Origin of the sequence: Pseudomonas sp. F3-2 (assembly GCF_038804275.1) — a bacterium.
GTDB lineage: Bacteria > Pseudomonadota > Gammaproteobacteria > Pseudomonadales > Pseudomonadaceae > Aquipseudomonas.
Map to the genome: position 1 here is coordinate 5,773,936 of NZ_CP152388.1, position 22,189 is coordinate 5,796,124.

The following is a 22,189-nucleotide window of genomic DNA, read 5'->3' on the forward strand; positions in this document are numbered from 1 at the left end:
TATCAGGCCGGGGCATGCTCATTGACCCGACAACCCCGCTACCTACACTTATCGGCCATCACCGGAAAAGGAATAGCCCTCGATGAAAGCCGTGCTCTGCAAAGCCTTCGGTCCTGCCAGAAATCTGGTGCTGGAAGACATTCCGGCGCCTGAACCGAAGAAAAACGAAATCCTTCTGGACGTGCACGCTGCCGGGGTCAACTTCCCGGACACCCTGATCATCGAAGGCAAATACCAGTTCAAACCGCCCTTCCCCTTCTCACCTGGCGGAGAAGCTTCCGGCGTCGTGGCCGCCGTCGGAGAGAAGGTGAGTCATCTGAAAGTCGGCGACAGAGTCATGGCCCTCACGGGCTGGGGCAGTTTCGCAGAGCAGATCGCCGTCGCCGGGTACAACGTACTGCCTATTCCGCAGGCGATGGACTTCACCACAGCTGCCGCTTTCAGCATGACTTACGGCACGTCGATGCACGCACTCAAACAGCGCGCCAACCTGCAGCCAGGCGAAACCCTCCTCGTGCTCGGCGCGTCAGGCGGAGTCGGCCTGGCCGCAGTGGAAATTGGCAAAGCCATGGGCGCCCGCGTCATTGCCGCCGCCAGCAGCGCCGACAAACTCGAAGTCGCCCGAAACGCAGGCGCAGACGAGCTGATCAATTACAGCGAATCCAGCCTCAAAGACGAACTCAAGCGCCTGACCAACGGAAACGGTGTCGATGTCATCTACGACCCCGTTGGCGGCGACCTTTTCGACCAGGCCATCCGCGCCATCGCCTGGAATGGCCGCCTCCTCGTCGTCGGCTTCGCCAGCGGGCGAATCCCCGACCTCCCCGCGAACCTCGCCTTGCTGAAAGGCGCCTCAGTAGTCGGCGTGTTCTGGGGCTCATTCGCCCAGCGCCAGCCCCAGGACAACGCGGCTAATTTTCAACAACTGTTCAAGTGGTATAGCGAAGGGAAGTTGAAGCCGCTGGTCTCGAAGGTTTATCCGCTGGAAGAGGCAGGGGAAGCGATTGATTCGTTGGGTCAGAGGAAGGCGGTTGGGAAGGTAGTGATTGGGGTGAGGTAAATTCACCATTCGAAAGCGAATCTACCGCTGCTATTTCTTCTGTAGATTTTAGATTTAACAACATTGGGGGTCAGCAAGGAAGCCACTAACCCCTACCACGAAAGCAGATAGATCCTAACATAAATATATATGTAAATATTTTATAAAAATCAGGTTACGTATCCCCCATACAGCTAACAGGAGAAAACTGTATGGGCGAGAAAAACATAGTTGTAAATTGGGGCCAGCCTCAAGCCTCACGTTCTGATCCTAACAGTGGTTCGCACAGAAATTTGCCTGCTGGATATGGACTGAGCAGCAGGGGAGATTTCCTGAGTCAAGATTTTGATAACAGCGACTTTATTTCATTCTGGCTTCATGAGATTTGGGTAAGAGAGGCCGAAGCTGCGAGGGAAAAAAAAGCAGCGGCTATCATGGCTGCCGAAGTCACGAAGAGAGACGCAGAAGCCGCTGCGCGGGCAATAGAGCATCAGACGAACGAACTCGCTAGACTTCAGGTTGAAAAGGCCGCTGCCGAGCTAGCAGAACAGCAAGCCCGAAAGGCGGCGCAGGAAAGTTTAAAGCGTGATGCTGAAGACTCCGCACGTATAAAAGCGGAGAAATTAGCTGATGAGGCGAATTCAGCTGCCAAATTCGCAAAAGCCGAAAAGCTAAGAACTGATGCAGCAGAACATGTAAAGCGTACTTCCGATGCAAAGCGATTTTGGTCAGCGATCGCAAGCCCTAACGCACCGACAATAGAGGCTCCAGGTGTGCTGGAAAGGGCAACCGATTTGACAAAAAAGTTTTTTATCAACAACGCTATAAATACATTAGGCAGGCAATTACCACTCCTCGCCGCTCTTTACCCGTCGGGTCTTGACCCCGCCGAGAGGTTCCCGCAAGTATTCACAACTCCCGCCTCTGAGTTGGGAGCATTGAATGCTGACCTCCTGTTTATTGCAGGCAAAAAGGGAACAGTCGATGTAACTCACCGACTAATGCCTGACGCTCAGGGCACTCGACTAGAATGGCACAAGGCTGATGGAGTTCTTGTTGGATCGAAGGTGCGTGTTCGGCCAGCCGTTTACGATCCACATACGAACACTTACAACTTCACACGAGATGGCGAGACCATTCCTTCGCTCACTTGGACCCCGCAGATCCGGCCAACGAGTAGCTCGACGACCTTACCAGCAACCTACCAAGACACGCCTGCATACCCGGGCGCCGAAAGCACTCCTGCAGTTCCTCAGCTTAATTTACATCCCGAGCAAACTGCGGAGCCGGACGATTATATAATCGACCTACCGGCTGAGTTAGGACTCGAAAACCCATATGTTTATTTCAAGAATCCTCGGCAAATTCCGGGGATTGCAAGTGGCTATGGCCAGCCAGTTACAGGAATATGGCTAGGTGACTGCACAAATACACAAGGAGCTCCTATCCCTTCAAAAATTGCAGACAGACTGAGAGGTCAACGTTTTTCAGACTTTAATAAAATGCGAGAAGCCATTTGGGCAGAAGTTGCCACTGATACGATCCTTAGCGGGGATTTTTCTAAACAAAATCTCAGCCTAATGTTGAACGGGGACGCGCCATTTGCTAAGGAAGCAGATCAGCGCGGCGGGCGCAAAAAATTTGAGATACATCATATTGAAGAAGTAGCAAAAGGTGGCGAAGTGTACGACTTTTCCAATATGGTTATAATGACCCCTAGCGCTCACATCACTTACCATGGAAAAACCCAGCATGAATCTCTTTAAAGACACGATAGAAGAGTATACTGAAAGCGAATTCTTGGCCTTTTTGGAAGCGATGATGGCTAACCCTGATAATTTAAAGGGTCGCGATTTCGGTAAGCGAGTAGAAAAATTTGTCGAACATTTCAAAAAGGTTACAGAACATCCGGAAGGATCGGACGTTATCTTCTATCCCAAGGAGGGCCAAGAGGACAGCCCGAAAGGTATACTGAAAGAGGTGAAACAATGGCGAGCGGCGAATGGCAAGCCTGGATTCAAGCGTGAAGATGATTAACCCGACACGTCAAATATAACCATACAAACAAGGAAGTCTTATACATGTACGAAGTCACTCATCAACTTAATCTGTTGCCTAATGCCGTTCGCTCAGAGCTGATTGCCCGCGCCGGGCATACCGCTGGTATGGCGCCTCTCCTGCTCGTCACACATCACCGAGCAATCGCGCATGACCTGATCGCGCAGAAGCGAGCACGGTTTGAGCCTTTGCCGCCACATGGCGAAATGGCCAGCTTGATTTCCGACATGCTGCAATCTAACGACCTCTCACTTCTCAGCGGTCCTGCTCATCAACCATTTTCGCGCTGGGTTACTCACGAGATCGTCAAATCTTTGCAGATTTTCATGGATAACCTTGCGCCCTTGCAGGCAAACCTTGAGCAGGAGGCGCATGAAAGAGCAGTGCATGCAGCTCGAATTGCCCAACGCCAAGCAGAAGAAACAGCCCGGAAGCTAGCCCAACGTCAGGCTGAAGAGGCAGCACGTATGCATGCTCAACGTATGGCAGATGAAGCTGCCCGTCAATTGGCTCAACATCAAGCCGAAGAGGCGGCGAAATCAGCCGCCCGACAGCTTGCGGAGCAACAGGCGTATGCTGCGGCGCAAGCGTTAGCAGAACAGAAGGCACAGGAAGCTGCACTACAGGAAGCCCGATTTACGCTGGAATTAGTCCCTGTGATAACGGAGCAACCTCTTGAAGCAGCGTTCACCATTGAGCCTTCTTTTAGCGAGACCGCTATAAACACCTCAGTGGTTGAAATCGCATTCATGCCAGGTCCTGCAGCGATGGCGGAGATTGACCGCGCAACATTGGTACTTAAACAGAGCATCGATGCTGCGGTGATTGAGTATGCCTCTGCAATCAGCCCTTATCTGAAGACTCCTGAGGATACCGTCCAGATGGCCCGATAAAGGCTTGCCTAGTAACACTTGCCATTAGCGAAACGTAGATCTGATCTCCGTTTCGCCTGCCCCAACAGGGGAGATGAGCAAAACATGAAATAAGCGCCTTCGTTGGCAACACCTGCGTATACCGTACGTTGAGCGCTTATTTATTTATCAACGCCAGCGCCTGAACCTAGGCATGGATATTTCCAATCAAAACATCCTCAGTCAACCTCATACTTCCTACTTCTGACCGGGCGTTCTCATCTGTTGCCAGGTTCAGCATCAACCTGCGAATGGCCTCGGGCAAATGATCGGCATAGCGGCTGTTCGGCTTGCGCCGACAGAGGGTGGCGACTTGTGGAATCGAGTTCTTGAATTGCACGAGTAACGCATTGCGCTGGTTTTCATCAGGCACTCTCGACGCCACGTAGTCGCTGGCAAGAAATTCAGCCATGTACCAGAAGACGTCAACGTCGCTCAGCGGCGCCTCGGGAAAGTCTCGTTTGCTGGCCTTGATCTCATGGTTCAGGTACGCGCAGAGCGTCTGGTTCAGGCCGACCGTGATCTCGCGCGAGAAAGGTTCGATGCCGCGAGCGCCGAACAGGACCAGTACCATGAATTCCTCTTTATTGGGTCCGCTGCCCTGTGCATTCCAGGATTTGAAGCGCCATTGCACTACCGCCCGCTGAACGGCGAGGGCCAGCTCGGGATGCCCGCTCTCGACGACACGTGTGGCCTGCACGGTGCCGCTCGGCCCCACGGTGAGCCTGACCCGGACCTTGCCGGCGTACCGAGCTTCTGCCAAATCGGGAGGAAACTCGGGCTTGGGGGCAAATACGGCAGTCAATGGCTCCCGTGCATGAACTTCCAAGGCGCAAAGCAACAACAGAATGAACGCAAATAACCGCACAGCTTCCTCGACATCCAGACACCTTTCGGCAGACGGCGGCGATGGTAGGCGCTCCCTGACGCCCGGTTAAGGTTATCGCTTCCTGTACGCAAGTAGGACCGATCCTAAACGCCGAACACCCAGTTACACATCCGCGCCATGTTCGTAATCCAACACGCCAACGCGCCTGAAATCGGGATATTTCCCGATGAGAAGCCTTCCTATTTTCTGTAATGAAAATGTAATATTCACTTTCGCATAACAATACAAAAACTGGAGTGTCTCGATGTTTGCCTTCTTCCGCCCAGCCGCGCATCAGGCTCCGCTGCCTGCCGAGCGCGTCGATAAAACCTACCGTCGCCTGCGCTGGCAGATCTTCGCCGGTATCTTCTTCGGCTACGCGGGCTATTACTTGCTGCGCAAAAACTTCTCGCTGGCAATGCCTTATCTGATCGATCAGGGCTATACGCGTGGTGAGCTGGGTGTGGCGATTTCGGCCATTGCCATCGCATACGGCCTGTCGAAGTTTCTGATGGGGCTGGTGTCCGACCGCTCCAATCCGCGCTATTTCCTGCCGTTCGGCTTGCTGATTTCCGCGCTGGTCATGTTCGTCTTCGGCTTCGCGCCTTGGGCGACGTCGAGCGTGACCATTATGTTCATTCTGCTGTTCATCAACGGCTGGGCTCAGGGCATGGGTTGGCCGCCGAGTGGCCGGACCATGGTGCACTGGTGGTCGCAGAAAGAGCGCGGCGGCGTGGTGTCGGTATGGAACGTGGCCCACAACGTGGGCGGCGGTCTGATCGGTCCGCTGTTCCTGCTGGGCCTGGGCTGGACCAACGACTGGCATGCGGCGTTCTACGTCCCTGCAGCAGTGGCCTTGTTCGTCGCACTGTTTGCCTTCATCACCATGCGCGACACCCCGCAATCGGTTGGCTTGCCGCCGGTTGAGGAGTACAAGAACGACTACCCGGAAGGCTACGATGCGAGCCACGAGGAAGAATTCAGCGCCAAGGAAATCTTCGTTAAATACGTGCTGCGCAACAAGATGCTCTGGTATATCGCACTGGCTAACGTGTTCGTTTACCTGCTGCGCTATGGCGTGCTGGACTGGGCACCGACCTACCTCAAGGAAGCCAAGCACTTCACGGTAGACACGACGTCCTGGGCGTACTTTTTCTATGAGTGGGCAGGCATCCCCGGCACGCTGTTGTGCGGCTGGATGTCGGACAAAATATTCCGGGGCAATCGCGGCCTGACCGGCATTGTGTTCATGCTGCTGGTGACTGTCGCCACTCTGGTTTACTGGCTCAACCCGCCGGGTAACCCGACCATCGACATGGTTGCATTGATCTCTATCGGCTTTCTCATTTATGGACCGGTCATGCTGGTCGGCCTGCAAGCGTTGGAGCTCGCTCCTAAAAAGGCGGCAGGCACTGCGGCGGGCTTCACAGGGCTGTTCGGTTATCTGGGTGGTTCGGTGGCTGCGAGTGCTTTGATGGGTTACACCGTGGACCACTTCGGCTGGGACGGCGGCTTCATCATGCTGGTGGCTGCGTGCGTGCTGTCGATCGTGTTCCTGGCGCCGACACTCAAGCACACACGCGTGGCGAGTCAGTCGCGTGAGGCTGCGGCGTAAAACGGCCGGAAGAACGGCTTGATAGGCTTCAACGCTTATCAAGCCGACGGGCGAAACTCCCGCACCGCCTTGGCATGAAAACAGCGTTCGCGACCAGCTGTTAAACCGCCAGCAAAATCGGTTTGCACCGTTTGAACCGCTCTTCCAGGCTCAAGTCCGGCATTGCGTGGCTGCGCAAGGCGTGGATGGTCTGTTCTACGTACTCCCACGTCGTGCCATAGCGGCCGCTGGCGCTTGCCAGCACTTGGGTCAGCACGCTGTCCGGCAGATTTCCTGCGTAGCTGGGCAGGTGACGCTCCAGCACGAATCCGAGCGCTTGCACCTTGGTGCCATCCTCCAGGCGGCAACTGAGCCAATGAGGACGATAGGACGGGAACGGCATTTCTCGCTGCCACAAAGCCAGCAACGATTCCTCGATGTTCTCTTCCGGCAAGCGATAGGCGAAGCCGCTGCACGAACCGCCGCGATCAAGACCGAAGACCAGACCGGGCTGCTCCGGGGTGCCACGATGCTCGTGGGACCAGAGGTAGAGGCCGCGGTGATAACCATGCACGCGGCCGCGCTGACGCTCCACGGCGGAGCATTCCGGACGCCAGATCAACGAGCCGTAAGCGAACAGCCAGACCGGCCCGCCCTTATGGCGGCTCATGGTGGCATGCATGGAGGCGAGAAGTTGTTCGCGGGTCAGTTTAGGCCCAAGGTCGATAACGGGTGGATACGACAACCCGAGGCCGTCGTGTACAGCTTCCACCAAGCTATTGATTTGATTCCCCATCTGGCTCCCCCGCTGGCCAATTTGACGCCAGCGTAGTGCTAAGTACTGCTTAAAGCGGCTCACGCAGCAGCGAATCAACAATCAGACACTGTTGCGAGCAACGTGCGGGCCGTGACGCCGAAAAACCGACCCCGCACCTATTCTGATGCAATTAACTCTCCACGGCTGCCGCCATCGGGCGGACGGTCAGGCGCGCGGCGCGTAGGCGAACACGTCAGCACGCATCTGATGTGCATCCATCCCGGCCAGCACCAGCGCATCGAGCGTGGAATAGACCATCGCTGGCGAACCGCTGGCGTAGACGTAGATCGACTTGAGGTTCTTGAAATCCTCGCACACGGCTTCGTGCAGCATCCCGCAGCGTCCTTCCCAGCCACACAGATCACTGACGATCTTGTGCAGGTGCAGGTTGGGCAGCGTCTTCCACTCATCCCAGTGCTTGAGCTCGTAAAAGTCTTCCGGACGGCGAACGCCCCAATAAACATGCACCGGATACGGAAAACCTTTGGCCCGGCAGTGCTCGATCAAACTGTGCATCTGCCCCATGCCGGTGCCGGCGGCGATCAGTACCAGTGGACCGTCCGGGAGCTCGCCCAGGTGCGTATCGCCAAAGGGCAGCTCGACGCGCGCCATGCCCTCGCGTTGCAACTGCTTGATCAGATTCTGAGCGCTGGCTTCTCTCGCCAGCACGTGAAACTCAAGATCGCGACCGCTCTCAGGCGCCGATGCCATGGAAAACGCCGACTTCTCGCCGTCGTCCCGCTCGATCATCAAATATTGACCTGCGTGATAGCGCGGCGGCTTGCCTGCCGGGGCACGCAGCATGACACGCCAGACATCGCCGCCCACCTCGACACACTCGCTGACCTGACAGGCGAACGTGCGCACCGGCAATTCACCAAGGGCCAGAACGCTGTCCCAGAGGACCACGCAGTCCGCCTGCGGCACCGCCAGGCAGGTGTAGATTTCGCCGTGCTCAAGGACTTCGCCCGCCTGCAGCACGCGGCCTTCGACCAGCAGTGCCGAGCAGATATGGCAGTTGCCGTTGCGACAGCTTTGCGGGCATTCGTAGCCCAGGCGCTGAGCGGCGTCGAGGATCCGCTCGCCAGGCAACGTTTCAATTACTGCGCCCGACGGCTGCAAGGTTACGCGCATCAATCTATTCCCAGCTGATTCCAGATGTCATCGATCCGGCGAGTGACGGCGTCGTCTTTGACGATGGCGCGCCCCCATTCCCGGGTGGTCTCGCCTGGCCATTTATGGGTGGCATCGAGTCCCATTTTCGAACCCAGGCCGGAGACCGGCGAGGCGAAGTCGAGGTAATCGATAGGCGTGTTGTCGATCATCACCGTATCGCGCTTGGGGTCCATGCGCGTGGTAATCGCCCAGATGACGTCGTTCCAGTCACGAGCATTGATGTCGTCATCGGTGACGATAACGAACTTGGTGTACATGAACTGTCGCAAAAACGACCAGACACCCAACATCACGCGCTTGGCATGGCCGGGATACTGTTTCTTCATGGTCACGACCGCCATGCGATACGAGCAACCCTCTGGCGGCAGATAGAAATCTGTGATTTCCGGAAACTGCTTTTGGAGGATAGGCACGAACACTTCGTTCAGCGCCACACCCAGAATCGCGGGCTCATCCGGTGGACGGCCGGTGTAAGTGCTGTGGTAAATCGGCTTGATGCGGTGAGTGATGCGCTCGACGGTGAACACCGGGAAGCTGTCGACCTCGTTGTAATAGCCGGTATGGTCGCCATAAGGACCCTCGTCAGCCATTTCGCCGGGGTGAATCACGCCCTCGAGGACGATCTCGGCGCTGGACGGCACTTGAAGATCGTTGCCACGGCATTTGATCAGTTCGGTCCGATTGCCGCGCAGCAAACCGGCGAACGCGTACTCGGACAGGCTGTCAGGCACTGGCGTGACGGCGCCGAGAATGGTCGCAGGGTCTGCGCCCAAGGCCACGGAGACAGGGAATGGCTGACCCGGATGCTTATCGCACCACTCTTTGAAGTCCAGCGCGCCGCCACGATGGCTCAGCCAGCGCATGATCACTTTGTTGCGGCCGATGACCTGCTGACGGTAGATACCCAGATTCTGGCGTTCTTTGTTCGGGCCTTTGGTGACGGTCAGCCCCCAGGTGATCAAGGGACCGACATCTCCCGGCCAGCACGTCTGGACGGGAAGCATGCCCAGGTCGACGTCATCGCCTTCGATGACCACTTCCTGACACGGCGCGTCCTTGACGACCTTCGGCGCCATGGAGATGACTTTCTTGAAGATCGGCAACTTCGACCAGGCGTCTTTCAGGCCTTTCGGAGGCTCGGGCTCTTTGAGGAAGGCCAGCAACTTGCCGATTTCCCGCAGCTCTTCGGTGGATTCTGCGCCCATTCCCATCGCGACACGCTCGGGCGTGCCGAAGAGGTTGCCAAGTACCGGAATGTCATAACCGGTCGGGTTCTCGAACAGCAGTGCCGGGCCCTTGTTACGCAAGGTCCGGTCGCAGACTTCGGTCATCTCCAGCACAGGGGAAATGGGTACCTGAATGCGTTTCAACTCTCCGCGCTGCTCAAGCTGCTGCACGAAATCCCGTAGATCCTTGAATTTCATTAACCCGGCCACTTAACAAATAGATGCACATCCTACCTGCTCTGGCGGCCGACAGCAGCTGTCGAACACGCAATCAGCCGCCCCGAAGCGTGTTTTCACCAAGGAAAACCGGCGCCAGCAGCGGCTTCATGCGTTCCCCGCCGTGGTCGGACAGGTGATCTTCGTCCTTATATTGGGAAACCCCATTAAGTGCAGCCCGACAGATGCCGTCCGGGCACAGGATGGGTGCAGGGTCCAGCACATGCACGTCAGGATCGGCCGCGCTGAGGCTGGCGAACAACTCACTGATGAAGCGCTGTCGAGCCAGGTGATCGGTGATAGGTCGACCCACGTCTGCCGCCGATCGCCCTACCATCGCCAGGCTGCTCAGCCGCGCGATCGTCCCTTGACGCTGCAAAGGCACTTCCTTGACCAGCCATACCTGGGCGCCGGTCTGACGAATGCTGGCGACGGTCTCGCGAATCTGCGCTGACACTCGCTGCTCGGCAACCTCGCGGCTCTCGCGCTTATAGATGGCGTTGCGCATGTCGCCGTCCTCGGCACCGTAGAGGTACAGACTCCAGCGCGCGGCAAGGACCACGTCGTGGATGCGCTTTTCCTGAATCAGGCTCGCCACCCGCTTGTTGAAGTCCGCGCATTGTTTCCGAGAAACCTTGCCCGGAATCGGCGGGCACCCGGACAGCGATATGAGCCAGACCGGCTGGTTGTACAGTTCTGCGTCCGACTTGATCGCAGGAAGCAGGTGCGCCGCATGGCTGTCGCCCCACACCAGCTGTTCAGGGGTATCGTGCGACTCGGGACCAAAACGGCACACTTTCATCGGCTCTTTGCTGTCGCTGTCCATCAGGCACTGCAACTGACCTGCCTGCCACTCGCGGGAATCGGCATACGCCTTGGCAAGCCCGGACAGCCTGCCGGGTACGCCATCGGCCGAGCGGATGACCTGCCCGGCCGTGCCTAACACGACAATCGCCGCCAGCCCGCCGACCAATATCGATTTACGAGTGGCCAGCACACGCCTGTCGCGGAACGGCAGCTCGACAAATTTCCAGCTCAGGAGGGCGAGCACCACGCTTAATGCAATCCAGAGCACCGACTCACTCCAGACCATGGCGTCTACCGATATCGCATTCGCATAAACGAAAACCGGCCAGTGCCACAGATACAGCGAGTAGGAAATCAGCCCGACACTCACCAGCGCCGGATGGCTGAGCACGCGGCCCACTAACGTGCTGCGATGACCGTTGGCCCAGATCATTGCTGCTGCGCCCAGTACCGGCAGCAGCGCAGCCTTGCCGGGAAACGGCGTGAACTTGTCCAGAGCGAACATCGCATACAGCACCAACAACAGCCCCAGACCGCTGACCGCCTCATAGACCCAAGGTCGCAATCTAGTGGAGGTTGCCGGGACGACCGCGAGCATCGCGCCACACAGCAGCTCCCAGGCGCGCATCGGCAGCAGGAAAAACGCAGCGTCGGGGTTGCGATTGATAATCCAGACATTCAGGCCGAAGGACAGCAGCAAAAGGCCGCCGAGGACCATGCGCCAATGCTTGAGGAAGCGGGTGAGCAGGACCATGAGCATCGGGAAGAACACGTAGTACTGCTCTTCGACCGACAGCGACCAGGTATGCAGCAGCGGCTTGAAATCCGAAGCCGGATTGAAATAACCGTCCTGCCTCATGAACAGGATGTTGGACATGAAGGTGGCCTGATAACGAACCGCCCTTCCCAACTGCGAGAGATCCTTCGGGGTCAGTAACAGCCAGCCCACGACAAGGCAGGCCAGCAACACCACGCTGAGCGCCGGCAGGATACGACGCGCACGTCTTGCCCAGAAATCGACGAAGCTGAAACGCCCCGCGCTGATCTCACGAAAAATGATGGAGGTGATCAGATAGCCGGAGATGACGAAGAATACGTCTACACCGACGAAACCTCCGCTGAAGCCAAGGCCGAAATGAAAGAGCACGACCGGTATTACGGCCAGAGCCCTCAGCCCGTCGATGTCACGACGGTTGCCAAACGTATGCATGACGCTCCCTGTCTCCTGATGTGCGAATGAAAACTAAAAAAATGGTGCCCCAAGGGACACCATTTTTTTACAGCCGGTTCGGTGAAGCGCTTTACTTGCGCTTCATCGACAGGAAGAACTCATCGTTGGTCTTGGTCTGTTTCAGCTTGTCGACCAGGAATTCGATGGCGGCCACTTCATCCATCGGATGCAGCAGCTTGCGCAGAATCCACATGCGCTGCAGCTCGTCATCGGCGGTCAGCAACTCTTCACGGCGCGTGCCGGAACGGTTGATGTTGATGGCCGGGAAGACGCGCTTCTCAGCGATCTTGCGATCCAGAGGCAGCTCCATGTTGCCGGTGCCTTTGAATTCTTCGTAGATCACTTCGTCCATCTTCGAGCCGGTTTCAACCAGCGCGGTAGCAATGATGGTCAGCGAGCCGCCTTCTTCGATGTTACGAGCCGCACCGAAGAAACGCTTTGGTTTTTCCAGTGCATGGGCGTCGACACCACCGGTCAGTACCTTGCCGGAGCTCGGGATGACGGTGTTGTAAGCGCGCGCCAGACGGGTGATGGAGTCGAGCAGGATGACCACGTCCTTCTTGTGCTCGACAAGACGCTTGGCCTTCTCGATCACCATTTCGGCGACTTGCACGTGACGGGTAGGTGGCTCGTCGAACGTGGAGGCGACCACTTCGCCGCGCACGGTGCGCTGCATTTCGGTCACTTCTTCCGGACGCTCATCGATCAGCAGAACGATCAGATGGACTTCAGGGTTGTTACGGGTGATGTTCGACGCGATGTTCTGCAGCATGATGGTCTTGCCCGCCTTTGGCGGAGCAACGATCAGACCACGCTGACCCTTACCGATCGGGGCGCAGAGGTCGATCACGCGACCGGTGAGGTCTTCGGTGGAACCGTTACCGGCTTCCATCTTCATGCGCACGGTCGGGAACAGCGGCGTCAGGTTTTCAAACAGAATCTTGTTCTTCGCGTTTTCTGGACGGTCGAAGTTGATGGTGTCGACCTTGAGCAGTGCGAAGTAACGCTCGCCTTCTTTCGGCGGGCGGATCTTGCCGACGATGGTGTCGCCCGTGCGAAGGTTGAAGCGGCGGATCTGGCTCGGCGAGACGTAGATGTCGTCTGGGCCGGCGAGGTAGGAGGCGTCTGCAGAGCGGAGGAAGCCGAAGCCATCCTGGAGGATCTCCAGCACGCCATCACCCGAGATTTCCTCGCCGCTTTTAGCGTGCTTTTTCAGCAGGGAGAAGATCACATCCTGCTTGCGCGAACGGGCCATATTTTCTATGCCCATCTGTTCGGCCATTTCGAGCAGATCGGTAATAGGCTTTTGCTTGAGTTCAGTCAGGTTCATATAGGAATGACGTAATCATGTATGGAGGGGGAAATTAAGCTTTTGGCTTAATGAGGCCGCGCCGCAGAGAAGGCGACAGGATCGCGTACAAATCGAAAGGAGAGCGTCGGCGACGGCTAGCAGGGGGCAACGGAGAAGCCGTTGCGGGGCCGAATGTACCACTTGATTTTCCAAGCGTCTAGTGCAACGCCAGAAAAAAGCCCCGCTGTTTGCGGGGCTTTAGCGCCATCAGATGTTGGCGTCCAGAAACGCTTGCAACTGAGACTTGGACAGAGCGCCGACCTTGGTGGCAGCCACTTCACCGTCCTTGAACAGCATCAGGGTCGGAATGCCACGAACGCCGTGCTTGGCCGGAGTTTCCTGGTTTTCGTCAATGTTCAGCTTGGCAATGGTCAGCTTGCCTTCGTAGGTGCCGGCGATGTCGTCCAGAACCGGAGCGATCATTTTGCACGGGCCACACCACTCAGCCCAGTAATCAACCAGCACAGGGCCTTGTGCCTTCAGGACATCGGCTTCGAAGCTCGCGTCGCTGACGTGTTTGATAAGGTCGCTACTCATGAGATTTCTCCGAGGTCATAGGCAAAAAAACGTGGACCATCATAACTGTGTCACGCCGTGACAGGAAGGCGCGGGCGATTGTCTCTTGCTATGAACATCGATGACTAGCTTTATTGAAGTGACGGGCGCGCCATTACACGGCTCGCCCGCCCTAGGGGCATGGATCCTTCATGCAGAAGGCGCGACGAATACGATTCCGGTACGAAGCGCCGCACCTCTTATGTGCTCCTGCATCGCTTTCTGCGCCGGACCTGAGGCGTTTCGGGCCAGCGCGCGGAGGATTTTGCGATGCTCCTGCCAGGTTTCCATGGCCCTGCCCGCGCGAATGAAGGGCAGTTTCTGGCTCTCGAGAAAAATGTCTGCGCTCGCAGTAATGATGCTGAGAATCGCCTGGTTGCCGCTGGCGATCAGAATGCGTCGGTGAAAATCGAAATCGAGCCGGGCGGCGCAATCGAAGTCGCCCGCTTTCAGCTCCAGACGCATGGCCTCCACATTGTCTTCAAGCACATCGCGCTCATCGGCCGTCAATGTCACCGCGGCAAGGCCCGCGGCGAAGCCTTCGAGCGCGTAGCGCAACTGAAAGGTTTCTGAAGGCGACGCATGGGCGGCATACGGCCATGAAAAACCGCTCGTGCGCTGTTCTGGTTCAGAAACCGCCTGCACGAATACGCCTTTTCCGGGCTGCACACTGACAACGCCCAACGCGCTCAAAGACGACAAGGCCTCTCGCAACGAGGCACGACTCACGCCGAGGCGAACCGCCAGATCCCGCTGCGATGGCAGGCTGTCGCCGGGCGCGTAGCCCTGCTCGGCGATCAATTTGCGGATCGCCTGAAAGGCTGCTTCGGGTACTGCAATGGGACTCGGATGCATGGCTGTCCGGAGGCGATAACCGTTGGAAATTCCTCTTTTATAGTCATCCGCCGGATTCGGCAAGTCACGCCCAAGCAAGGGGCGCCGGGGCTTTGCGGCGCGCCAAAGGAGGGCGAACCATTGACCGACTGTTCAGACCAGTTAGACCAATTTGGCGCCACAGCCCGCATTCTGTGGTCGCGTCCGTGTGGGTGGCATGGGCTGTGCAAATGACGTTCGGCATCCGCTAACCATACGATCGATCCGGAGACGTCACATGACCAAGCGTTACAACGCTCTGCTTGCTGCCCTGTTTGCCAGCCTGATGCTCGGCCAGGCCCCCGCTCAGGCCAATGGCCTGGACGATGTGACTGCGCGCGGCACACTCAAGGTCGCCGTTCCTCAGGATTTCCCGCCGTTTGGTTCGGTCGGCCCTGACATGAAGCCACGCGGGCTGGACATCGACACCGCACAGCTGATCGCCGATCAATTGAAGGTCAAGCTTGAGCTGACGCCAGTCAACAGCACTAACCGCATTCCGTTCCTGACCACCGGCAAGGTCGATCTGGTGATCTCCAGCCTCGGCAAGAACCCGGATCGTGAAAAAGTCATCGATTTTTCCCGTGCCTACGCGCCCTTCTACCTGGCGGTCTTCGGTCCGCCTGACGCTTCCATCAACGGCGTGGACGACTTGAAAGGCAAGACCATCAGCGTGACCCGCGGCGCCATCGAAGACATCGAGCTGACCGCCGTTGCGCCCAAGGAAGCCACGATCAAGCGCTTCGAAGACAACAACTCCACCATTGCAGCTTATCTGGCCAACCAGACCGACCTGATCGCCAGCGGCAACGTGGTGATGGTTGCCATCAGCGAGAAGAATCCGAAGCGTATCCCTGCCCTGAAGGTCAAGCTCAAGGATTCGCCGGTGTATGTCGGTGTCAACAAAGGTCAGCCGGAACTGCTGGCCAAGGTCAACGAAATCCTTGAAGCGGCGAAGAAAGACGGCGCGCTGGAAAAGAACTCGCAGACCTGGCTCAAGCAGCCGCTGCCTGCTGATCTCTGATCGCCGTTCTCCAGCCACCCCACCTGATTCGAGGCATTTAGATGGCTTATCAGTTCGACTTCGTTCCGGTCCTGCAAAACGCCGATCTTCTGTTGCGCGGGGCGCTGTTCACACTGGAATTGACGGCCATCGGAACGCTGTTGGGCGTAAGCGTCGGCGTCGTCGGCGCGATCGTCAGGGCCTGGAAGATTCAGCCGTTCTCGGCGCTTTTCGGGGTTTACGTCGAGCTGATACGCAACACGCCGTTTTTGGTGCAGCTGTTCTTCATCTTCTTCGGCCTGCCCTCGCTCGGGCTGCAGATTTCCGAGTGGCAGGCCGCGGTGCTTGCGATGGTGATCAACCTGGGCGCGTATTCGACGGAAATCATCCGCGCCGGCATTCAGGCGATATCACGCGGTCAGCTCGAAGCATCGGCTGCGCTGGCGATGACCCGTTACGAAACCTTCCGTCACGTGGTGCTGATCCCCGCCCTTGGCAAGGTCTGGCCCGCACTGAGCAGCCAGATCATCATCGTCATGCTGGGTTCGGCGGTCTGCTCGCAAATCGCGACGGAGGAGCTCAGCTTCGCTGCCAACTTCATCCAGTCGCGTAATTTCCGCGCCTTCGAGACCTACATCGTCACCACTCTGATTTATCTGGCCATGGCGCTGCTCATCCGCCAGTTGCTGGCGTGGGTCGGCCGACGTTACATCGCGAGGAGTCGCTGATGGATTTCACTTTATGGGACATCGTGCGCAATCTGCTCACGGGCCTGCAATGGACGCTGGCCCTGTCGCTGGTGGCGTTCATCGGCGGCGGCGTGATTGGTCTGCTGGTCATGACGATGCGCATTTCCAGCACCTCGTTCTGGCGCAGCGTCGCGCGTGGCTATATAGAACTGTTTCAAGGCACGCCGCTGCTGATGCAGCTGTTTCTGGTGTTCTTCGGTGTTGCGCTGATGGGCGTCGATATTTCACCGTGGTTCGCCGCAGCGCTTGCACTGACGCTGTTCACCAGTGCCTATCTGGCGGAGATCTGGCGTGGCTGCGTCGAGTCAATCTCCAACGGTCAGTGGGAAGCGTCCGCGAGCCTCGCGCTGACGCCTCTGGAGCAACTGCGCTACGTGATCCTACCGCAAGCGCTGCGCATTGCGGTCGCGCCAACGGTCGGCTTCTCGGTGCAGGTCGTCAAGGCCACCGCCGTGACCTCGATCATCGGCTTTACCGAGCTGACCAAAACCGGCGGCATGCTGGCCAACGCCACGTTCCAGCCTTTCATGGTCTACGGCTTCGTTGCCTTGGGCTACTTCCTGCTTTGCTACCCGTTGTCACTCAGCGCGCGCTACCTGGAAAGGAGACTTCATGCCTCTGCTTAGAATTTCCGCCCTGCACAAATATTATGGCGACCACCACGTCCTCAAAGGGATCGACCTGAGCGTCGAGGAAGGTCAGGTCGTGGCGATCATCGGTCGCAGCGGCTCGGGCAAGAGCACGCTGCTGCGCACGCTCAATGGGCTGGAGTCGATCAACGACGGCGTGATCGAGGTCGACGGCGAGTACCTCGACGCAGCCCGTGCCGACCTGCGCACCCTGCGGCAGAAGGTCGGGATGGTCTTTCAGCAGTTCAACCTGTTTCCTCACCTGACAGTGGGCGAAAACGTCATGCTGGCGCCGCAAGTCGTGAAGAAGGCGTCCAAGGCTGAAGCTGCCCGGCTGGCCAGGGAAATGCTCGATCGCGTTGGGCTGGGCGAGAAATTCGACGCGTTCCCTGACCGTCTGTCAGGCGGGCAGCAGCAACGCGTGGCGATCGCTCGCGCGCTGGCCATGTCGCCGAAGGTGTTGCTGTGCGACGAGATCACCTCGGCTCTGGACCCGGAGTTGGTCAACGAGGTGCTCAGCGTCGTGCGTCAGCTGGCCAAAGATGGCATGACCCTGATCATGGTGACCCACGAAATGCGCTTCGCCCGCGAGGTCGGCGACAAGCTGGTGTTCATGCACCAAGGCAAGGTGCACGAGGTGGGCGACCCGCGGGAATTGATGGCCAACCCGAAGACGCCTGAGCTGGCGAATTTCATTGGGTCGGTTGAGCAGGCGTGACTTCGGGCGGCTGATGTTTGCAGCCAGCCGATAACTGACGGCGTACATACCGGCCTCTTCCCGGCTGAAGCCGGTCCTACATATCGACCTACGCGCGCGCTTTGTAGGACTGGCTTTAGCCGGGAAGGCGTCAGTCGCCCCACCGCAAATCGATGGCGCACACGGCCTCTTCCCGGCTGATGCCGGTCGTACATGCCGTGCAACAGTGTCGGCGAGGTGTTGTCGGTTTGGCGGCAGTGATGGATCGTGGCACGATGTCGGGGTTATCGACCGAGATCTTTTGACCATGCCGCACTCAACAGCCAAAAACCTCTCGCTGATCGCCGCGATCGACCTGGGCTCCAACAGCTTTCATATGGTCGTCGCCAAAGCCCACCAAGGTGAGATACGCATCCTTGAGCGGCTGGGCGAAAAAGTGCAGCTGGCCGCCGGGATCGACGATGAGCGCCGCCTCAACGAAGAATCCATGCAGCGCGGGCTCGATTGCCTCAAGCGTTTTGCCCAACTGATCAACGGTATGCCGCCCGGCGCCGTACGGATCGTCGGCACCAACGCCCTGCGCGAGGCTCGTAACCGCAACGAATTCATTCATCGCGCCGAAGAAATCCTCGGGCATCCGGTTGAAGTCATTTCTGGCCGCGAAGAAGCACGCCTCATCTATCTGGGCGTGTCTCACACCTTGGCGGACACGCCGGGCAAACGGCTGGTGGCCGACATCGGTGGCGGCAGTACCGAATTCATCATCGGGCAGCGCTTCGAACCGCTGCTGCGCGAGAGTCTGCAGATGGGTTGCGTAAGCTTTACCCAGCGTTACTTCAAAGACGGCAAGATCACTCCGGCTCGGTACGCCCAGGCGTACACGGCAGCGCGGCTGGAGATCATGAGCATCGAGCACGCCCTGCACCGCCTGACCTGGGATGAAGCCATCGGTTCGTCGGGCACCATTCGGGCCATCGGCCTGGCGCTCAAGGCCGGCGGACATGGCAACGGCGAAGTCAACGCGGACGGCCTTGCCTGGCTCAAACGCAAGCTGATGAAGCTTGGCGAGGTCGACAAAATCGACTTCGACGGCATCAAGCCGGACCGTCGCGCAATCTTCCCGGCGGGTCTGGCGATTCTGGAAGCGATTTTCGACGCGCTTGAACTCAACCGCATGGATCATTGTGAAGGCGCGCTGCGTGAAGGCGTATTGTATGACCTGCTCGGGCGTCATCACCATGAAGACGTCCGCGAGCGCACGCTCAGCTCCCTCATGGATCGCTACCACGTCGACCTGAAACAGGCCGAACGCGTCGAGCGCAAGGCGCTGTCCGCGCTGGAGCAGGTGGCCAAGGCCTGGGAGCTGGAAGACGATCTGTATCGCGAACTGCTGCGATGGGCCGCCAAGGTGCATGAAGTCGGGCTGGACATCGCCCACTATCACTACCACAAGCACGGCGCTTACTTGATCGAGCATTCGGATCTGGCGGGATTTTCGCGCGAAGACCAGCAGATGCTGGCGCTACTGGTGCGCGGACACCGTCGCAATATCCCCAAGGACAAGTTTGCCGAGTTCGGCGGTGAAGGCGTGAAGCTGATTCGCCTGTGCGTGCTGCTGCGCTTCGCGATTCTGTTCCATCACATTCGCGGCACCCAAGAGATGCCGCAACCTGTGCTGACTGCCAACGGTAACCATCTGGACATCCTGTTTCCCGATGGCTGGCTGGAAAACAACCAACTGACTCAGGCCGACTTCGCCCTGGAAGCGGAGTGGCTGACCCGAGTCGGTATCGTCCTCAGCGTACGCTGAGGACCGGGTTGCTCAACTTCTCGAGCAGCATCGCCTGCACGTTGCGGGCGTTCTGGTTGCCGGTCGGCGTGCTGCGGATGTAGCGCCCGTCCGGTTGCAGCAGCCAGGCGTGGGTGTTATCGGTCAGATAGCCTTCCAGTTCCTTCTTGACCCGCAGGATCAGCTTCTTGCCCTCGACCGGGAAGCAAGTCTCCACACGCTTGTCGAGGTTGCGCTCCATCCAGTCGGCACTGGACAGGAACATCTGCTCGTCGCCGCCATTGAGGAAATAAAACACCCGCGTGTGCTCAAGGAAGCGGCCGACGATCGAGCGCACCTGAATGTTATGGGAAACGCCCGGCACGCCAGGACGCAGACAGCACATGCCGCGCACGACCAGATCAATTTTCACACCGGTCTGACTGGCCTTGTACAGCGCGCGAATGATCTTGGGATCGGTCAGCGAGTTGAACTTGGCGATGATGTGCGCAGGTTTGCCCTCGGCCGCGAACTGCGTCTCGCGGGCGATCATGTCGAGCATGCCTTTCTTGAGCGTGAACGGGGCGTGCAGCAGTTTTTTCATGCGCAGCGTCTTGCCCATGCCGATCAGCTGACTGAACAGCTTGCCGACGTCCTCACACAACGCATCATCGGAGGTCAGAAGGCTGTAGTCGGTGTACAGGCGCGCGTTGCCCGCGTGGTAGTTGCCCGTACCCAGATGCGCATAACGCACGATCTCGCCGGCCTCACGACGCAGGATCAGCATCATCTTCGCGTGGGTCTTGAAGCCGACGACGCCGTAAATCACCACCGCGCCAGCTGCTTGCAGACGACTGGCGAGCTGCAGGTTGGACTCTTCATCGAAACGCGCGCGCAGCTCGATGACGGCAGTGACTTCCTTGCCGTTTCGCGCAGCGTCCACCAGCGCGTCGACGATCTCCGAGTTGGCGCCGCTGCGGTAGAGCGTCTGGCGCACGGCCAGAACGTGAGGGTCCTTCGCGGCCTGACGCAGCAGGTCGACCACCGGCGTGAACGACTCGAACGGGTGCAGCAGCAAAATATCCTGCTTGCTGATGACGTTGAAGATGTTCTCGCTGTTCTGCAAAAGCTTGGGAATCGCCGGCGTGAATGGCGCGTTCTGCAGCTCCGGATGGCTGTCCAGACCGGTGATGCTGAACAGCCGGGTCAGGTTCACCGGACCATTGACCTGATACAACTCGGTTTCACTGAGGTTGAATTGCTTGAGCAGATAGTCCGAGAGGTGCTTGGGACAGGTATCGGCCACTTCCAGGCGCACGGCGTCGCCATAACGCCGGGAAAACAACTCGCCACGCAGCGCGCGGGCCAGGTCTTCGACGTCTTCGGAGTCCAGCGCCAGATCGGCGTTGCGGGTCAGGCGGAACTGATAGCAGCCCTTGACCTTCATGCCCTGGAACAAGTCATCGGCGTGAGCGTGGATCATCGACGACAGGAACACGTAGTTGTCGCCAGGACCACCGACGTCTTCCGGCACCTTGATGATGCGCGGCAGCAAGCGGGGCGCCGGAATGATTGCAAGGCCCGAGTCGCGACCGAACGCGTCGATACCTTCCAGCTCGACGATGAAGTTCAGCGACTTGTTGACCAGCAACGGGAACGGGTGCGTCGGATCCAGGCCGATGGGCGTAATGATCGGCGCAATCTCATCGCGGAAATAGCGCCGCACCCAGGTTTTCAGCTTGGTCGTCCAGGCCCGGCGACGAATGAAGCGCACCTGATGTTTTTCCAGCTCAGGCAGCAGGATGTCATTGAGGATCGCGTACTGGCGATCGACATGCCCGTGCACCAGCTCGCTGATACGCGCCAGCGCCTGATGCGGCTGCAAACCATCGGCCCCCGCCTGCTCGCGGGCGAATGTAATCTGCTTCTTCAGGCCCGCTACACGGATTTCGAAGAACTCATCCAGATTGCTGGAAAAGATCAGCAGGAACTTGAGCCGCTCGAGCAACGGATAGGACTCGTCCAGCGCCTGCTCCAGCACACGAATGTTGAACTGCAGCTGCGACAGCTCGCGATGAATGTAGAGGCTGCTGTCATCCAGATTGGGAATCACCACGGCTGGCGCGGCGGGAGGATGCGGCTCGATGGCAGGCAGCACTTCGATGCTCGGTTCGACCACGGCAGTGATTTCCTGCGTCATGGCCTGGGGGTCAAGTTCAACTGCTGCTTCGGTAGATCCTTCGGTGCTCATGAATAATCCTGTAAGGCAATTGGCCTTGTAACAGTTGGGCCGCGCAAACGGCGAATCCGATCGACGTGCCGTGTGCGCCACAACGATGGTGACGTCCAGCGTCCCGGTCCGGTCACGCCATCAGCAGGGTGACGCCAGGATCGGGCAGTCAGCGGCACGAACGGAAAAACGGGGTGGGCCTGCCCAAGGGACGAAGTACGCGCGATGACTCCCCACGCTACGCATTTCTGCGCGGCCTGCAACCCCAAACGGGCCATCGGCAGTGCGACGAGTGGTTGCTCGGCCGAATCCTTGAGGTGAGCCGATGATCGGAGGAAACAAGGCGTTTGCGCCGAAAGCAGGTTCCTTCGAACCGTTCGGCAGAACAGAT

The 22,189-nt window shown here is 58.3% G+C and carries 19 protein-coding genes; 10 read left to right on the plus strand and 9 right to left on the minus strand.

What is annotated here, in order from left to right:
- Positions 1 to 82: 82 nt before the first annotated feature.
- The 4 genes from AAGQ88_RS25750 (at position 83) to AAGQ88_RS25765 (ending at position 3,990) form a co-directional block, all read left to right on the plus strand.
- Entirely contained in the window at positions 83 to 1,060 is a 978-nt protein-coding gene (locus AAGQ88_RS25750; protein WP_342653979.1) for an NADPH:quinone oxidoreductase family protein, read from the plus strand.
- A gap of 191 nt (positions 1,061 to 1,251) precedes the next feature.
- Positions 1,252 to 2,805, plus strand: coding sequence for an S-type pyocin domain-containing protein (locus tag AAGQ88_RS25755; protein ID WP_342653980.1), 1,554 nt, complete (start codon positions 1,252 to 1,254; stop codon positions 2,803 to 2,805).
- Positions 2,792 to 3,076 (plus strand): bacteriocin immunity protein, encoded by a 285-nt coding sequence (locus AAGQ88_RS25760; RefSeq protein WP_285426558.1) that lies wholly within the window; start codon positions 2,792 to 2,794, stop codon positions 3,074 to 3,076. Before AAGQ88_RS25755 ends, AAGQ88_RS25760 begins: the two co-directional genes overlap by 14 nt.
- A 44-nt stretch (positions 3,077 to 3,120) precedes the next feature.
- Complete coding sequence (locus tag AAGQ88_RS25765) at positions 3,121 to 3,990, plus strand: hypothetical protein (protein WP_342653981.1); 870 nt, start codon at positions 3,121 to 3,123, stop codon at positions 3,988 to 3,990.
- 166 nt (positions 3,991 to 4,156) lie between these two features.
- Here AAGQ88_RS25765 and AAGQ88_RS25770 read toward each other — a convergent pair whose 3' ends face one another.
- Positions 4,157 to 4,813: an energy transducer TonB gene (locus tag AAGQ88_RS25770; protein WP_342653982.1), complete on the minus strand. Its 657-nt coding sequence runs from the start codon at positions 4,811 to 4,813 to the stop codon at positions 4,157 to 4,159.
- Between the two features lie 328 nt (positions 4,814 to 5,141).
- On the opposite strand from AAGQ88_RS25770, the gene glpT reads away from it, so the two are divergent.
- Entirely contained in the window at positions 5,142 to 6,491 is a 1,350-nt protein-coding gene (glpT, locus tag AAGQ88_RS25775) for a glycerol-3-phosphate transporter (RefSeq protein ID WP_285426555.1), read from the plus strand.
- A 100-nt stretch (positions 6,492 to 6,591) separates the two neighbouring features.
- Here glpT and AAGQ88_RS25780 read toward each other — a convergent pair whose 3' ends face one another.
- The 7 genes from AAGQ88_RS25780 to AAGQ88_RS25810 form a co-directional block, all read right to left on the minus strand.
- Positions 6,592 to 7,266 carry a gamma-glutamylcyclotransferase gene (locus AAGQ88_RS25780; RefSeq protein WP_285426554.1) on the minus strand — a complete coding sequence of 225 codons (675 nt, stop codon included), beginning with the start codon at positions 7,264 to 7,266 and terminating at the stop codon, positions 6,592 to 6,594.
- Positions 7,267 to 7,452: 186 nt separating this feature from the next.
- Positions 7,453 to 8,421 (minus strand): CDP-6-deoxy-delta-3,4-glucoseen reductase, encoded by a 969-nt coding sequence (locus tag AAGQ88_RS25785; RefSeq protein WP_342653983.1) that lies wholly within the window; start codon positions 8,419 to 8,421, stop codon positions 7,453 to 7,455.
- Positions 8,421 to 9,887: a 4-hydroxy-3-polyprenylbenzoate decarboxylase gene (ubiD, locus tag AAGQ88_RS25790; protein WP_093465973.1), complete on the minus strand. Its 1,467-nt coding sequence runs from the start codon at positions 9,885 to 9,887 to the stop codon at positions 8,421 to 8,423. The genes AAGQ88_RS25785 and ubiD overlap by 1 nt, the downstream gene beginning before the upstream one ends.
- Positions 9,888 to 9,960: 73 nt before the next feature.
- A complete protein-coding gene (locus AAGQ88_RS25795; protein ID WP_342653984.1) occupies positions 9,961 to 11,922 on the minus strand; it encodes an acyltransferase family protein in 1,962 nt (653 codons plus the stop codon).
- A gap of 91 nt (positions 11,923 to 12,013) precedes the next feature.
- On the minus strand, positions 12,014 to 13,273 hold the full coding sequence (rho, locus tag AAGQ88_RS25800) for a transcription termination factor Rho (protein WP_027979976.1): 1,260 nt from the start codon (positions 13,271 to 13,273) through the stop codon (positions 12,014 to 12,016).
- Between the two features lie 228 nt (positions 13,274 to 13,501).
- Positions 13,502 to 13,831: a thioredoxin TrxA gene (gene trxA, locus AAGQ88_RS25805; protein ID WP_166594126.1), complete on the minus strand. Its 330-nt coding sequence runs from the start codon at positions 13,829 to 13,831 to the stop codon at positions 13,502 to 13,504.
- Positions 13,832 to 13,999: 168 nt separating this feature from the next.
- On the minus strand, positions 14,000 to 14,704 hold the full coding sequence (locus AAGQ88_RS25810) for a FadR/GntR family transcriptional regulator (protein WP_285426578.1): 705 nt from the start codon (positions 14,702 to 14,704) through the stop codon (positions 14,000 to 14,002).
- 256 nt (positions 14,705 to 14,960) lie between these two features.
- On the opposite strand from AAGQ88_RS25810, the gene AAGQ88_RS25815 reads away from it, so the two are divergent.
- From AAGQ88_RS25815 to ppx, 5 genes are all read left to right on the plus strand, one after another.
- A complete protein-coding gene (locus tag AAGQ88_RS25815) occupies positions 14,961 to 15,746 on the plus strand; it encodes a transporter substrate-binding domain-containing protein (protein WP_285426550.1) in 786 nt (261 codons plus the stop codon).
- Between the two features lie 41 nt (positions 15,747 to 15,787).
- Positions 15,788 to 16,453, plus strand: coding sequence for an amino acid ABC transporter permease (locus tag AAGQ88_RS25820; RefSeq protein ID WP_285426549.1), 666 nt, complete (start codon positions 15,788 to 15,790; stop codon positions 16,451 to 16,453).
- Positions 16,450 to 17,100 (plus strand): amino acid ABC transporter permease, encoded by a 651-nt coding sequence (locus AAGQ88_RS25825; RefSeq protein WP_342655890.1) that lies wholly within the window; start codon positions 16,450 to 16,452, stop codon positions 17,098 to 17,100. The genes AAGQ88_RS25820 and AAGQ88_RS25825 overlap by 4 nt, the downstream gene beginning before the upstream one ends.
- A complete protein-coding gene (locus tag AAGQ88_RS25830; RefSeq protein ID WP_342653985.1) occupies positions 17,087 to 17,821 on the plus strand; it encodes an amino acid ABC transporter ATP-binding protein in 735 nt (244 codons plus the stop codon). The genes AAGQ88_RS25825 and AAGQ88_RS25830 overlap by 14 nt, the downstream gene beginning before the upstream one ends.
- Positions 17,822 to 18,107: 286 nt before the next feature.
- On the plus strand, positions 18,108 to 19,610 hold the full coding sequence (gene ppx / locus AAGQ88_RS25835) for an exopolyphosphatase (protein WP_285426547.1): 1,503 nt from the start codon (positions 18,108 to 18,110) through the stop codon (positions 19,608 to 19,610).
- On the opposite strand, the gene ppk1 is transcribed toward ppx, so the two are convergent.
- Positions 19,597 to 21,819 (minus strand): polyphosphate kinase 1, encoded by a 2,223-nt coding sequence (gene ppk1, locus AAGQ88_RS25840; RefSeq protein WP_285426546.1) that lies wholly within the window; start codon positions 21,817 to 21,819, stop codon positions 19,597 to 19,599. The two genes, ppx and ppk1, sit on opposite strands and share 14 nt — an antisense overlap.
- Positions 21,820 to 22,189: the final 370 nt, after the last annotated feature.

What these genes read in the sequence shown, in the direction of transcription:
- AAGQ88_RS25810 (WP_285426578.1), bottom strand. Translation starts at nt 14,704, where the DNA reads ATGCATCCGAGTCCCATTGCAGTACCCGAAGCAGCCTTTCAGGCGATC.
- AAGQ88_RS25785 (WP_342653983.1), bottom strand. Translation starts at nt 8,421, where the DNA reads ATGCGCGTAACCTTGCAGCCGTCGGGCGCAGTAATTGAAACGTTGCCT.
- AAGQ88_RS25755 (WP_342653980.1), top strand. Translation starts at nt 1,252, where the DNA reads ATGGGCGAGAAAAACATAGTTGTAAATTGGGGCCAGCCTCAAGCCTCA.
- AAGQ88_RS25760 (WP_285426558.1), top strand. Translation starts at nt 2,792, where the DNA reads ATGAATCTCTTTAAAGACACGATAGAAGAGTATACTGAAAGCGAATTC.
- AAGQ88_RS25820 (WP_285426549.1), top strand. Translation starts at nt 15,788, where the DNA reads ATGGCTTATCAGTTCGACTTCGTTCCGGTCCTGCAAAACGCCGATCTT.
- AAGQ88_RS25780 (WP_285426554.1), bottom strand. Translation starts at nt 7,266, where the DNA reads ATGGGGAATCAAATCAATAGCTTGGTGGAAGCTGTACACGACGGCCTC.
- AAGQ88_RS25795 (WP_342653984.1), bottom strand. Translation starts at nt 11,922, where the DNA reads ATGCATACGTTTGGCAACCGTCGTGACATCGACGGGCTGAGGGCTCTG.
- trxA (WP_166594126.1), bottom strand. Translation starts at nt 13,831, where the DNA reads ATGAGTAGCGACCTTATCAAACACGTCAGCGACGCGAGCTTCGAAGCC.
- rho (WP_027979976.1), bottom strand. Translation starts at nt 13,273, where the DNA reads ATGAACCTGACTGAACTCAAGCAAAAGCCTATTACCGATCTGCTCGAA.
- ppk1 (WP_285426546.1), bottom strand. Translation starts at nt 21,819, where the DNA reads ATGAGCACCGAAGGATCTACCGAAGCAGCAGTTGAACTTGACCCCCAG.
- AAGQ88_RS25765 (WP_342653981.1), top strand. Translation starts at nt 3,121, where the DNA reads ATGTACGAAGTCACTCATCAACTTAATCTGTTGCCTAATGCCGTTCGC.
- AAGQ88_RS25815 (WP_285426550.1), top strand. Translation starts at nt 14,961, where the DNA reads ATGACCAAGCGTTACAACGCTCTGCTTGCTGCCCTGTTTGCCAGCCTG.
- ppx (WP_285426547.1), top strand. Translation starts at nt 18,108, where the DNA reads ATGCCGCACTCAACAGCCAAAAACCTCTCGCTGATCGCCGCGATCGAC.
- AAGQ88_RS25830 (WP_342653985.1), top strand. Translation starts at nt 17,087, where the DNA reads ATGCCTCTGCTTAGAATTTCCGCCCTGCACAAATATTATGGCGACCAC.
- glpT (WP_285426555.1), top strand. Translation starts at nt 5,142, where the DNA reads ATGTTTGCCTTCTTCCGCCCAGCCGCGCATCAGGCTCCGCTGCCTGCC.
- AAGQ88_RS25750 (WP_342653979.1), top strand. Translation starts at nt 83, where the DNA reads ATGAAAGCCGTGCTCTGCAAAGCCTTCGGTCCTGCCAGAAATCTGGTG.
- ubiD (WP_093465973.1), bottom strand. Translation starts at nt 9,887, where the DNA reads ATGAAATTCAAGGATCTACGGGATTTCGTGCAGCAGCTTGAGCAGCGC.